Genomic DNA, 13931 nt, shown 5'->3' with positions numbered 1-13931 from the left:
ACTCGGGTCAAAACCAATAGCCTGCTCCCAGGCTCCAGATTCTTTGAAGTAATATCCGCTGGGTACGATAACTCGCCATGACAACATCTACGTAGGTATCCATTAACCAGCGACGACCCAGCGTCCAATGACGGCTCCCGAGTAGCAGTGGTGACTTAAAAACTAGATATGCAATCTGCCGGGTGCGAAATGGCCGATGCGAGTATTAGATAGATGAACACGCGGTAGCTTAGGCGCATGTTCGTATAAGTCAACTATCTAGGTTTTACGCCACCTGCAAAAACAACTTATCGAAATTGATAAGCTTCTTAATAAAGTAATTAAGTGAAGCTTTGGAAAGACAAAAGAGTGAATGGCTACGCCAAAGCTAGCCTCAGCAGCGTCAGGTTTGTAGTTGTAGCTCAATAGACTTTAAGCGGCTTGCAGCTCATCTTCACGGTAGCAGTCCCAATGGCCGTCATCTAATTGGTACACATTCACGCGGAGCCATAACTTGGTACGTGGGTGACGCTCTTTCATCTGGCCACGCCAGATAATATTACGCGCTGGTGCACCAGGAGTAGGTTGTACTGGCTGACCCAACGCATAAGCAAAGCAGGAAGCAGGACTACGCAGGAGAGTACTGGTTTCTTCTGAAGCATCGGCTTCCGGAATAGGCACAGGTGATGTGCTACAAGCTACTTCGTGCCAGGCGAGAGGCTCTCCGCAACTAAGGCACAAGGAGGCATCCAGTATCTCTTCTTGTGCTTCATCAGGATATAGACTATTGGGCTCGGACTCGTATAGTGAGTGCTCATCAGTAACAATGACTTGCCGAGTTGTTTTGCTAGTTGCCATTCTGAATAGCGAAAGTTTTCAGCGAATTTACGTTTCGCTAATCCTTTTAGCAACACCTCGCTGATAGCATCTGAGCTATCGACGGAGAAATTTCGTCGGCACAATGCGTGCTTGAGTCTATTTAACCTCTTTGGCTTAAGCTAGCAGGGATCGTTGCGTCGTGTGATTTTATTAACATCGGAGCTTTTGACGTATAGCTATCCTAGCCTTTTCTAGGCAGCACTACGCGCACTTGTATAGGAGGAGGGAGGAGAATAGTCTGAGTCCACACTCGATTAGCTAGATTGGGTGCATGCAGGAGCAGCATTTCAATGTCCGTCTCGACTGCTCTTCGCTATATCAAAAAAAGCCCCAGTGTGAACTGAGGCTTTCTTACTAGGGGCGACGGTGAAAATTACTTCGGGTGTGGCGAGCACCGCCCGTATTCAGTTGGCGGTACCGGTTCGTGCAGTCGGTTAACAGTAATGCCGGCAGCACGAGGATCAACAGCAGCTTTCTCATACTCTCTCTAACGTATGACCAGGGACATACATTATACGTGATAGAAGTACTTACAGACTGTGGAACGGCCGCAGCATGTTTGCTTAGTTACGTTGTAGAACAAAAAATTTGCTAGGGATAGTACTTCATCCAAGCGTGCCTAGCTATTGCTGTTTGGATCTGCACGCAATTCTAAAGCCTAATTGTCAAGATTTGTGTTAAGTGCCAGCCTTTTTCTCTCAGACTATGTTCTACATCAAACGCGTGGTGCCCAGGAACTTATGCCAGGACCTACTTGGGCCTGAGCTTGCGCCCGCTGCCGCCGCAAATAGCTGCGCTGCCAGCGTTGTAGGTGCGGTGCAGCATCAGTTAAGGACAAAGGACTCGTTGCTGATGGAAAATGCAAAGTAGGGAGCGAGAGCACAGAGGTAGAGGACATCAGATACACATAGAATAAACAATAGTAGTAATTATATTTTAATATATAATAATTGTATTTTACTATTTAAAGATTGAACACTTCGGTTAGTTCAGTACCAATATGTGCAGTGATTTCAAGATCAGAGAGTTATGAAAGTTATGGAAGGTGACTTAGGTACCGTAACGTTAGGCATAATCTGTGGCTGGTGCATGTCGAGTTGTACGGGCTGTTGGAGCTAGGTTCCACCTAATTTTCCTTGCTGCAAGAAGTAATAAGTAGCTCCTAAGTACTTCTCAATACGATTTATCCTATAAGGAAAAAGCTCTTTGCACCCTTGTGGTTGAAAGGAAAATGTACCTCTTCCTGCACCGCTAGTATTGGGGCCTACTTCGGCGTAGTCATGCTCTCAAAAAATCCTATAAGGTCACAACTGAATAAGACCCCAAAACATATAGTCGCTTGCTCATGACCGCTAGCATTCAATGCTACCACGAACGCATGCCTGCGCTAGTAACACTGCTGCACCGCAGTAGAGTAGTAAGTACTATCTATTTGTCTACCATGCGCTTGCTTAAGCCAATAGGTGGGCCGATGCGTTTGAAGCCGTGTGTCTCCCGAAAATGGTCTTGTTCGGCTTCGGACATGTTGCGGGTGACGCCTTGGCTGATCTGGCGGAAGCATTCTTCCATGCGACCAGCTGGCTGAAAAATCATCAATAGCCGGCCGGCTCCCTGACCTACTTTGGCAAAGCTATGCGGGATCATACGGGGACCAAACACACTATCCCCAGCCGTTGCGTGAGTGAGGGTATCGCCAATCTTAAACTGAAATTCTCCTTCCAGCACGTACCACCACTCATCCTGTTCAAAGTGGTAGTGGTGGGAGGGGCCTCCTTCCTTGACACGGCGCGACTCAAAGACATACAAGTCACCTGCGGTATCTATGGTACTGATTTTCGACCAAAATGTGTCGCCCTCGAACAACGCCATGGGTTGATTGCTGCGGTCCTGGCCTACTTTTACTACGAAACCCTTCCCATCGCGCAAGCGGGTAAGTGCTTTGGCTGCTCGCGTCAGCGGAAAAGCTAGGAATGTAGCGGTTGCCACGCAGGCACGAAGAAAACGTTCGCGGTTCATGATAGAGCAGAATGAAGTGCAATCGAACAGGGGAACTTCGCTGGAACACGCTTCTTCTGAAGAGCAGCGCCCATGTAAGATCGGCGACAAGAAATAGCTGCGCAATCACATAATAGGGTGATATACAATGATTAGGCGGTTGGTTGCAGAGGACGAATTAATGCGTCACATCGACTCGTTCGTCTAGTGCTACTTCTTATTTGCAAGCCGTCGCCTTCAAGGTCGCCGACCTAGCTGGCTGCGGTTTGTTCCTACAGCTTCTCAAATAGGTGTCTGTTTTACCTAAAAAGGTGTAGTAGAGTACATTTGGGCGGCTCAGCGCACTATTTCAAACCAGCCTTTATAGGTGGTGCCATCCGTTAGGCGGCAGAGATAGAAATAGAGGCCAGCACTAACACCCTCGCCATTGTAGGTGTTTTGGTAATCCTCCGTCTGGTACACGCTGTGCCCCCAGCGGTTAAAAATAGCTAGAGCTGTACCAGGATGATACGCTAGGTTCGTGATGACAAACACGTCATTCAAGTGGTCCCCATTGGGGGTGATGATGTTGTAGAAAGCTAGGCAACGCCTGTCCGGTTCAACGCGCAGGAGGGTGGGGCAGGAGGGCGATGCCAGATCGACTACTTGAATTGTGGCAACGGCTCCTTCGTTGATATCTACGCGCACTTCATTGGTCCCTTGGCCGCTTACCAGCAGACCATCTGTTACTGTCCACTGGAAGGCAGACGGTATGCCATCTACCGTATAACGTAGGCCTTTGCGGGTCTGAGCACAATAAGTGGTAGGTCCTGTAATGATGGGCCCGCTACCAATGGTAACTAGGTGAGACACCGAGTCTGTGAGGCAGCCATTCGCCAGCAGGCCGCTGACTGTTACTACGCCCTTACCAGCATTGCTCCAACGCACCTGCACGGTGCGGCTAGTAGGGGAGCCTACCACCTGTCCGCCACGGGTTATCCACCGGTACTGATCGAGAACGGGGCCAACGGCAGTGTAGGAGACAGTGCTTCCCGCGCACACCACCGAATCGCCCCGTATGCGAACAATAAGTTTGGGCCGCACCACGGTAATGCGGAATACCTGGGCAATGACTTTGCTGGCACATGCTTCGTCGGCTACCGTTACTACTATGTCGTAGGGGGTGACGCGCGCCAGCCCGCACCCGGCCCGTAAACTAAAAATTCCGCTGACGGTACCCTGCCCCGTTACCTGGACTACTCCCACTGCCCGGGTACCCACTGGGGCACCCGGCTGTCCGTTGAGGGTGGCCTCAATAGGGCCTGCACCGTCGAGCAATCCACTGCTTACGGTCATGGTTAAGCGTTGATTATCGGGGTCTTGGGCCATAATATTGAATTGCAGGGCCTGGCCTTCCTCTACTTGCATGTCCCGTTGAGCTAGGGTTGCCGCAGAAAAGACGGGCGATGAGTTATCGGGTCCGTTGCAATTCAATACGGCTACCTGTATATCGCGCCGGAGTGTGGCAAGCAAGATTTCCTTTCCATTAATCATGCGGTATTCCTGCACGTCGACTGCTAGGGCAAAATAGCCCTGTGTGGAACTCCGGTACTGCGCCAGCCCAGTGCCCGCATCAATAGTAGCCATACCGACGTTGCCGAAGGGTTGCGTAGCGCTGTAGCCCGCTGCATACTGCACGGATACAGTCGTCGGGATGAAAGTGGAAAAATCAGGATTACCCGCAGGAGCAACTAAGCTGTAGCTCAGCCGGTCGCCATCGGCATCGTAGGCATTGTTCAGAGAGGAAACAGTTTGGCCGCGACAAACCACAATCAGAGCATCACTCGTAAATTCTGGTGAAGTATTGGGGAGCGTACCGGGCGTTAAATCCACTGCCAGCGTGATGCCCTCCGTCGAGGGAGTGCGCAGGTTTGTTATGCCAACATTCCGGGCCGCAGAAGTGAATTGCGCTACGTACCCTTCGGGCACGACCGGCAAACTGAAGATGGTATCGTATATAGCTAGGGTAACGCGGGGTGCGAGAGCGGCACATCCTGGTGGGGTAGCTGGCGTAATCTCCACGAAGCTGTCACGCAACACATTCACGGACAGTAACAAGCCTTTGCCAGGCGCTTTGCTGTAGAGCCGAATCGGAATGGAAGGCGTTCCGTTGGGAGCCGCGGAGCCATCTTCTTTGTTGAAATAGATTCTCGCTGTTACTCGGTAGCGAAATGGCTGGCTGACAGGACCCGCGGCATCTAGAAACTTATACGTTAGTTCTCCTCCAACCAAGTGAGAAGCGAGAGCCGGAACAAGGCCTGCCAATAGCCATAGGAGCAGAACAGACGCTGTACGCCTTACGATAACCATACGATTGGAACCAACTAATTGATTAACTGTGCCTAATGTAAGTAGTGGACTTGTAAGAAACTTGTCAACCCTAGCGCTATACGCGGCCCGAGTCATATACTAAGCAGTTGGTGCTGACTTGGTATCTTGCCTGTACTCGGCGATTTAGCTACCCTGGCACCTCATCTGTCTTCTCCAGACCTCTCTCCGCATGCCTGCGCACTACTATCCGCAAGACTTGGCCGTGGCCCTTCAACAGCGCTGGTCTGCGCAAGCCGCCTCACTGCCTCCTCTAGATCAGCTCACGGCATTTATTTCTACGCTCTACCAAGCTAGCTTACTGGCCGAGGAAGGGCGATCGGTTGTGTGCCATGCCGTGCTGGCTTCGCAAGCCCAGTTAGAAGCGCAACCGGTTAGGCTAACGGATTTTCATATAGCCCGTTTCGCCGAGCCACGCGCCTGGAATGAGCAGGAACTGCGCCGCTTGAGTCCCGCTGTGCAGCACCGCAGCAGCCTGCTAGCCGTGGAGCCGATGGCGACGGGGGAGTTGCGACTGTGGGGTTTGTTGTTCAGTGGTCATGCGTGGGACCACGTGCTGGATGATCCACAGGAGATGAGGGCTGTCGCGCCCCAGGCACTACTCGTGCAGATAAGTGGGCCGGGCAGCCTAGTGTTCTACAGTGGTGCCCACCGCATCCTTACACTGCAGCGCGGGCGCATTGAAGGGCACGGCTTCCTGCAATTTCCTAAGGCCTGGGGGATGGGGCATTTTTTTGAGAATCGGCAGCTCGCCGGACCTGCGGCAGTGGGCCAGGAGTGGACGGTGGTGCAGGAAGAGTGCATCATACAGTTCGTGCTACACATGCAACGCCGTGCCCTTACCCGCTCGCGGGTCAGTGGTCACGGATTACTGGTGGTACTGGTGCCTACTCACCGAGTAGCATCGCTGACTACGCCGGGCGGTTTGCTGCGGCCGAAGTATCGGCTGCTGCCTCCTGAGGTAGGGCCCCGTTACTCCAATCTGATGCATGCCATCGTGCAGCGGCTAATAGAGTTGGGCGAATTCAGCTGGGCGCATTACCAACGCTCTTCGGATGCAGAGCTGCAGGCGCTGACGGCGGAAATAGACCGCTTCGCCGACTATATCGCCGACATGGGGGCCGTGGATGGGGCTCTGGTGCTCACGCAGCAACTTGATATCATAGGCTTTGGAATTGAAATTCAAGCCACGCAAGTGCCGCTGACGCAGGTGTATCGGGCCATGGATATGGAAGCTGTATCCCTGCAGCCAGTGCCCGCTGACCACGGCGGTACCCGCCACCGAGCGGCTTACCGCCTGTGCTTGGCCGCACCCGACTGCTTAGCCATTGTCGTGTCGCAGGATGGGAGCGTGCAGTTTGTGCATCAGCAAGCCGGCAATGTGGTTTTCTGGGACCAACTCTCCTTTTAACGATTGCCTGTCTTATCCAGAGCACCTCCCGGTAGGCTAGGTAGCACGGCTCCAAAAGGAGTGGAAGCAGCAAATGGTGCGGATTAGTCGCGGCGTATTCCTTTGGTTGTGTACCTTATAGGTAAATTCTCTGGGTGGGTTCCTTGCTACCCGTATGCTTGTTCCATTGCTCCCTTGCTTGCCATGCGTCTACTTCTCTTAGTGCTCGTTGTCTTACTTACTCTTCCGCGGCCGAGCGCTGTGCCACTCGCTGCTCGGTCCGATACGGTAGTTCGCTCGACCTTCTCAGCGAAAGAGCCTATCCGAACCGGAGCAGAACAGTTCGCGGCGTACGTGCCTTACCTGCGGGGTAAGCGTGTTGGACTAGTAGGCAACCAGACGTCAGTAGTAGGTAAAAAGCACTTGGTCGATACCCTCCAGCAGCTCGGCATCACCTTCGGGATGATATTTGGCCCTGAGCATGGGTTCCGGGGTAATGCCAGCAATGGTGCTCACGTACAAGACGCCGTCGATACAACGACCGGCTTGCCCGTCGTCTCGTTGTATGGTGCTCAGCGTAAGCCTACTCTCGCGCAGCTACAGGCGCTGGATATAATGATCTTCGACTTACAAGATGTGGGGTGCCGCTTCTACACGACCATCAACACGCTACGTGATATTATGGAAGCGTGTGCAGCCGCAGACAAGGAGTTGGTGTTGCTTGATCGGCCTAACCCCAACGGCTACGTGGATGGTCCTGTGCTCGATATGCGGCTGAAGTCGGGGATCGGTCAGTTTCCCGTGCCCATCACCCATGGCATGACCCTAGGAGAGTTCGCCCAAATGATCAACGGGGAGGGCTGGCTGCCGAACCAGAAAGCGTGTAAGCTCAAAATCATTCCGGTTAAAAACTATTCGCACACAGCTCCTTATACGTTGCCCATGGGACCCTCGCCCAACTTGATGAGCCAGCAGGCAGTGGGCCTCTATCCTTCTTTGTGTTTGTTTGAGGGTACCGTTATTAGCCAGGGACGGGGAACGTACATGCCCTTCTCGGTGCTAGGCAGCCCAGCGCTAAAAGGCAAATATCCATTCTCCTTCACGCCGGTGAGTCTGCCGGGAAAGTCCGAAACGCCACTCTACCAGGACCAGATGTGTTATGGCCTTGATTTGCGCAATTACAACCTGACGGCACTTCGGCGCGCCGGTAAAATCAACCTAGGGTGGCTGCTGGAACTCTACCGCGCCTCCCCCAATAAAGCGCAATTCTTCGATCGCACACAGAGCAAACAGATGAATAACTTCGATGCGCTAGCCGGTACCACCTTACTGAAAGAACAAATTATAGCGGGCAAGAGCGAGCAGGAGATTCGGCAAAGCTGGGAACCGCAGTTGTCCGCGTACAAAGCCATGCGCAAGAAGTACACGTTGTATCCCTGATAAGCCTCTTTTAGCGGTAACTCTTGAGTATGTAGGCTAACTAAGCCTGCTGCCCTCTCAACGCAAACGAGGCGCTGACTTTCGCCAGCGCCTCGTAGTTACCTAGGTTCAACCTGGCGGCTATTTCAGCAATAGGCGCTGGGTGACCACTGTACCATTGGTAGTCAGGCGGCCGATGTACATGCCTTTAGCTAGGTGGGTACCATCCATGGTGAAGTTGTAGTCGCGGCCGGCTTGGACCGTGCCGTCAAACAGCGTGGTTACCTGTTGCCCCAATCCGTTGAATACGTGTAGTTGGGCGGTACCTGTGGCCGGCGCGCGGAAGCGAAGCGTGGCCTGCCCAGCAAACGGGTTGGGAAATGCTTCGAGCAGATGCTGATTGGCCTTGCTAGCATTGCGAGCAGCGAGCGGCAGGCCGGCTGCCAGCTGGGCAATCTGCGCGGGCGTAAGGGCAAAGTTGAACACCTTTAGCTCATCCAAAGCGCCCTGGTAAGGAGCGGGTTGATTTGCTGTTGACAAGAACTCTAGCTCTCCGATGTTGCCCACAATTAAGGCACTGGCTTCGCCGATACCTAGGGCTTTGGTAGCGGTTTCTTTCACAAATACGCCATTCAGGTACAGCTGGAGCTTCTTGTTGGGCACGTCGCGCAGGGCCGCTACGTGCACCCACTCGCTGGTGAAGAAGGGCGCGCCGGTGGCTTGCAACTCGTCCTTGTTCTTATCGTCATCGATGGCGAAACGCAGCTGCTTGTTCTTAAACTCAATATTGAAGCGCTTGCCGGTGGCGCCTGTGGTGGCGTTGCGGGTGATGGAGCCTTTGCAGAGCAGGTAGGCGCTCGTGTTGTTGTCCTGGGGCAATTGCGCCGCGCTGGCTTTCATCCAAAAAGACAGGGAGAAAGATTGCTGATCGAGGTAGAGCTGATCCTGCTGGGGGATGCGCACTACGTACATATCCGGGCGGGCGGTGGCAAAGTCGAGGGCGTTGAACACCTTGCCCGGAATGCGGATACTGGCATCATCGTCATCGAGACCTAGCACGCCGGTGTTGTTGTAGCTCGATTGATCCAGAATCTGGGTGCCTTCCACTTCATCGAAGCCCCAGTGACCAACCAGTTGAGGTGCAATGTATTGGGTAGTACGGAAGGACCACAGCGCGCCTTCGGCCGTGCCACGATCATTCACGGCATCTACGCGCCAGTAGTAGGTGGTATTTTCCGAGAGCCCGCTCACCTCGTAGGAAGGAGTAGCGGAGTAGGGCAGTTCTGCGCGGGTTGTTAGTGCGGCCGGGTCGGTACCAAACTTCACCACGTAGGTCACGGTATTGGTAGCCCCGAGCCATTTCAGGGTCAGCTTGCCATTACTCACCTCCGCGTACTGGAAGTTGTCGGCGGGGGTGGGCGTGTTCGTAACAGTTGGAGCCGAGGGAAGCGGCGGTGTCTTAGCCGAAACCGGTGCACTGAAGGCCGAGGAGCCGGTATCACCCACGGCTTTTAGGCGGTAATAATAGGTCTGGTTCGGTACTAGGCCCGTTTGGTCGGTGTAGGTGGTGGCGTTGGCAGCCGGGTGGTTGATGTCGGTGAAGGCAATGCCATCGGTGGAGCGCTCCAGCACGAAGTACTGCTCGTTGTCGGAGTTGTCGGCCCAGGTCACCACAACCTTGCTGCTCGGGGTGGGCACTTCCGTGGTCGTGGCCGTGAGCGTGATGCCGGTAGGATGCTTCACGAAATCCGGCGCGGGCGTCTTGATGAGGCTGTTGATATACACCTCAATGTTGAGGTACTGGGGGCTAGCTCTGCTGTAGGCTACCGCGTCGGCGGGGTTGTTCTTGTTCAGCCCATTGGCATCTTCCCACGCATCGGGTAGGCCGTCGCTGTCGGTATCCGAGCGGGCGGGAGCGTTGAATACGACCCCTAGGCCGCCGTTGGCGAACGGCAGATCGGTTTCATTGTACACGTACAACCCCTTGGTGCCCTTCGATTTCACCTCTTCCACCATGAGGTTATCCACCTGGTCGCGGCGCGGGTAGGTGGCGCCTACGCTGTCGATAACCTGCTGGTAGGCTTGCGCCGCTGTAAACTTAGGTTGCGCAGTGGGGTAGGCGAATGGCTGCGTTCGAAAACCAGTTGGCGCAATGCCCGGATACCCTAGGGTGTCGTAGGGCACGGCGGCACCGTCGAGGGCGCCGTTCTTGTTGTTATCGAAGTAGTTACCGGCCCCGAATAAGTTGAACGTGCCGGTGCCCCGCGAGAAAGGCGTTTTCAGCGTGGGTGTTGTCAGCGGACCGCCGACAAAGTAGTTGTTGATGATGTTCACCTCCGACACGCCGGCCGAACCGCCCATGATGTAGGCATCGGCCGACCAGCCGTAGTTGAGGTTGTCGCCGAGCCGGTTACCGTTGCCCCAGTCGTACACCACGTTGTTCACGAACTCATTGATACCCTTTACTTTGGGGTTGCGGGTCTTGTTGCTGATGTAGAGGTTGCCCACCAAGCTCACTTTGCCGCCGTCAGGCGTCTGAATCAGGCCCCCGGCGGAGTGGTTGGCGCGGTGTAGGCCTTGCCCGATGATCGAGTTTTGAACGGTGATGTTGTCGGGTGCCGTGCCGTTGCCGTCCCAGTTGATGGAGAAAACTTCGTCCATGCCCCAGGTAAACGACATGTGGTCGAAAATCATGTTGGAGCCGTTGGCCAGACCGCACGCATCGTTACCTTGGTTGCCAGTGGAGCCCAACCGAATGCGAAAGAAGCGGCAAATGGTGTTGCTCGACCCTGTGAACGTGACGCGCTTATTGAAGGTGACGATACCATCGCCGGGCGCCGTTTGCCCCGCAATGGTGGTGTTGGGGGCCACGCTCAGGTTGGAAGATAGGTTGATGATGCCACCTACGGCAAACACCACGAAGCGCCCCGGCTTGCTCACGGCGTCGCGCAAAGAGCCCGGCCCGCTGTCGTTAAGGTTGGTCACGACGTACACCGTGGGGTTGGCAACGCCCCGGGCACCGGTAGCGAAGCGCCCGAAGCCACCCGCGCCGGGGAAAGCTAGGGTTTGGGCCTGCGCGGCCAACTGGGTGCCGGCCAATAAGCCAAGGGCAAGCGTACCTCCTTTTAAGGCACGCGTACAGCGTAGAACGTTTGTTCTCATCTGCTAGGAAAGTTTGTTTTGGTGGGGTTTTAAAACGTCGGGGGCTTGCCGGCAGGGCAAGCAGAGCAGAATTTGACCAAAGCCGATTGCGCGGGTCAGCAAGCAGGGTGTGGAGGTAAAAGAGCTAGGTTAACCTAGCTAAACTCTCCTGTACTCTGCTGAGCTTCAGGTAAAATGCCGGGAAGTTATAAGTGGCCGCTGGCGTGCAGGCTAGGTACAGTAACGAGAGTAAGTAGCCCGCGCTATATGCCCATGACCATTAACCAAACGCCCGACCTAAGTTGAACCTAGGTCGGGCGTTTGGTTAATGGCGTGCGAAGTGCACCGGGGCAGCAGATGCTCTATGAGCCGGCTTGCAGTTGCAGGATCGTGACCGAATACGGGTCTAGCGTCCGGGTGAAGCGAGGCGCCACCCGCTTAATTTTCGAGGTGACCGGCACGATCTTCTTTGGCTCCGTGATAGAGTTTGTGTCTTCCGGCTTGGCGCCTTTGAGTACCACCAGCGTTGCCGTTGAGGCTACTTTGGAGGCTCCTGTCAAGTTGATGTCAACGGGCTGTTTCTGCCCCGTGGTGTTCACCATTTTCAAGTAAACCGCGCCCGTTTTAGCATCCTTGGTGGCGGCATAGAACAAGGAAGGCACGGGCTTTGGGGTGGTGCCCTCGGTACTATCGCGCTTGGTGCGCGGCCGCTCACGCATCGGGATGTTGGCTCCCGTCGTGGGCACGGTTTCGGTACCTAGGTATTCGCTGAACAGCTTCTGGACGTAGTAGGAGGGCGAACCGTAGCTGGTCAGGGCGTCGTAGCCAATTAGGTCCGAATCCCACTGCCAAGCCTTTTTGGCGGTGGCAGTAGCCGTATTGACATTGACAAACAAGGGTGCGTAGCACGACATGACAATGAGGTCCGCGTTGCGTTCCATACCGGTCATCCAAGCGGCGTCGCCTAGTGCGGCGTTTAAGTTTGTGGTCGGAACTCCTTCCCGCGTAGCCCACTCGCCCACGAAAATTTTAGGTCCGCTGCGGTCATAGCTGTCGTATTGCGACGCGTTGTGCCACATGTCCCAGGAGTTGCGGTAGTAGTGCTCGTCCAGGATTTCTGGCTTTTTGCCGGTCGTCACTTTCATGGTCGGGAACTGGGCATCGGCGATGGTAGAAATGCAGTGCAGCTGCGGGTATTTGGCCTCGATAGCCGTCCGAAACTGATTGAAACGGCCGTCGTAGCTGTTGCTGCGGTCAAACCAGTCTTCGTTGCCAATCTCGATGTAGCGCAGTTTGAAGGGCGCCGGGTGACCGTCGGCGGCGCGCTTGGCGCCCCAGTAGGTGGAGACGTCGCCCATCACGTACTCGATTTCGTTCAGGGCATCTTCCACGTGGGGCTTCAGCAGCGGACCAGCGTCGATATGGTCTCCGTTCAGGGAATAACCAGCATATACGCCCAGCAACGGCTCGGCTTTTATGTCCTCGCACCACAATAAGAACTCCATCAGGCCCATGCCATCGGAGGCGCGGTAGCCCCATGAGCCCCGATGGCCTGGTCGGCTTTCCAGCGGACCTAGGGTCGTTTTCCAAGGAAAGGCGTCAGTAATTAGGGGGCCTTCCAGGTAGTTGCCGCCCGGAAACCGCAAGAACGTCGGCTTCATATCCACCATCATCTGCATCAGATCCGGCCGGTTGCCGTTAGGGCGGTTGTTGTACGTAGGCGGAAACAGCGAAACGAGGTTGAAATAATAGAGCCCCGGGCGGTTGGTGGAAATAACAAACCGAGCGTCTTTCGTGGGTTTCACGTTGGCGCTGGTAGTCAGCGCCAGGTTATACTTTTTCCAGTAGACGCTTTTCTCCAGGTTGACGGTGCCGGTGGCGTACACGGTTTTGCCGTCGTTGCTTTCGATGCTCACCGTGATAGGACCGGCGGTTTGGTCCTCAATCACGGGCTCAGCGGGTGGGGCGGGTTGGCCAGGCCGTTGACGGGGCGGCGGCACACTGCCGGAGCCTTTCAGGTAAAACGAGGCTTGATAGGTAGTGGCGGGCTTCACCGGGATGCCCCAGTAGCCCTCATTGGCCACGCCAACACGGCCACCGGCCTTCTCTACGGTCAGGCGCAGGCAGGTAGTCAGCGCTTCGTTGATGGCGTGACGACGCTCGGGGAAGGGAACGTTGTCTAGGGTGGCCGCCATCAGCTTGATGGCACCTTTGGAGTCCGCACCCTCTTGCACAAGACTCCAGCCATCGGGCGCGGCGGGGTTGTCCTTGAAGATGCGGTTGCTGATAAGCTCGGCGTACAACCCTCCGTCGTAGGAGTGGTTAATTTCCTCAGTCATCAAGCCGTAGAGCATTGGGCTTACCGCGGCGCTGGGCTTGGAGAAGTCGAGGGTGAGGGTGGGCTTCTGGGCCTGCGCGGGGGGAAAGGTCAGGCCTAGCAGCGTTAGCACGCCAACGCTCGCCCGGGCAAGTGTTGTTTTGGTAGTGGGTTTTTTCATGAACAGATAGTAGATAAGAGCGACAAACGCCAAAAAGATGCGGATTTCTTCTGGTAGTTGCCTCAATTATTATCCTGCTGCCCACTTTCCGAATGAGAAGCAGTTGCGTGCTAAACTTAGGCGGCGCTTTCTGCTCTATGAGCTGCGCAAAGCCACACCCGACAGCTACGGCGCAAGTACTCACCGTTTCACTATGAAAAAGGCCGTCCTCTCAACCAATAGAAGAGAGGACGGCCTTATAAGAACCTAGCTTAGCAAGTTTG

General features: G+C 54.9%; 7 protein-coding genes. 2 read left to right on the top strand and 5 right to left on the bottom strand.

Annotated elements, in window-relative coordinates; all coding sequences use genetic code 11:
- Positions 1 to 411 precede the first annotated feature (411 nt).
- The 3 genes from SD425_RS14260 to SD425_RS14250 form a co-directional block, all read right to left on the bottom strand.
- The gene (locus tag SD425_RS14260; RefSeq protein ID WP_324670611.1) at positions 412 to 837 is read right to left on the bottom strand and encodes a hypothetical protein; all 426 of its coding nucleotides are present in this window, start codon (positions 835 to 837) and stop codon (positions 412 to 414) included.
- 1449 nt (positions 838 to 2286) lie between these two features.
- A complete protein-coding gene (locus SD425_RS14255; RefSeq protein ID WP_324670610.1) occupies positions 2287 to 2874 on the bottom strand; it encodes a cupin domain-containing protein in 588 nt (195 codons plus the stop codon).
- 315 nt (positions 2875 to 3189) lie between these two features.
- On the bottom strand, positions 3190 to 5157 hold the full coding sequence (locus SD425_RS14250) for a gliding motility-associated C-terminal domain-containing protein (RefSeq protein WP_324670609.1): 1968 nt from the start codon (positions 5155 to 5157) through the stop codon (positions 3190 to 3192).
- A 235-nt stretch (positions 5158 to 5392) separates the two neighbouring features.
- On the opposite strand from SD425_RS14250, the gene SD425_RS14245 reads away from it, so the two are divergent.
- Positions 5393 to 6631 carry a putative sensor domain DACNV-containing protein gene (locus SD425_RS14245; RefSeq protein WP_324670608.1) on the top strand — a complete coding sequence of 413 codons (1239 nt, stop codon included), beginning with the start codon at positions 5393 to 5395 and terminating at the stop codon, positions 6629 to 6631.
- A 183-nt stretch (positions 6632 to 6814) separates the two neighbouring features.
- Positions 6815 to 8050: a DUF1343 domain-containing protein gene (locus SD425_RS14240; protein WP_324670607.1), complete on the top strand. Its 1236-nt coding sequence runs from the start codon at positions 6815 to 6817 to the stop codon at positions 8048 to 8050.
- Positions 8051 to 8170: 120 nt separating this feature from the next.
- On the opposite strand, the gene SD425_RS14235 is transcribed toward SD425_RS14240, so the two are convergent.
- Together SD425_RS14235 and SD425_RS14230 are read right to left on the bottom strand one after the other, a co-directional pair.
- On the bottom strand, positions 8171 to 11191 hold the full coding sequence (locus SD425_RS14235) for a LamG-like jellyroll fold domain-containing protein (RefSeq protein ID WP_324670606.1): 3021 nt from the start codon (positions 11189 to 11191) through the stop codon (positions 8171 to 8173).
- Positions 11192 to 11532: 341 nt separating this feature from the next.
- Positions 11533 to 13668, bottom strand: a complete 2136-nt coding sequence (locus SD425_RS14230) for an alpha-L-arabinofuranosidase C-terminal domain-containing protein (protein ID WP_324670605.1) — start codon at positions 13666 to 13668, stop codon at positions 11533 to 11535.
- Positions 13669 to 13931: the final 263 nt, after the last annotated feature.

Source organism: Hymenobacter sp. GOD-10R, assembly GCF_035609205.1.
GTDB lineage: Bacteria > Bacteroidota > Bacteroidia > Cytophagales > Hymenobacteraceae > Hymenobacter.
The sequence above is the reverse complement of the archived record's forward strand: the minus strand, read 5'-3'. Positions and strand labels throughout refer to the sequence as shown.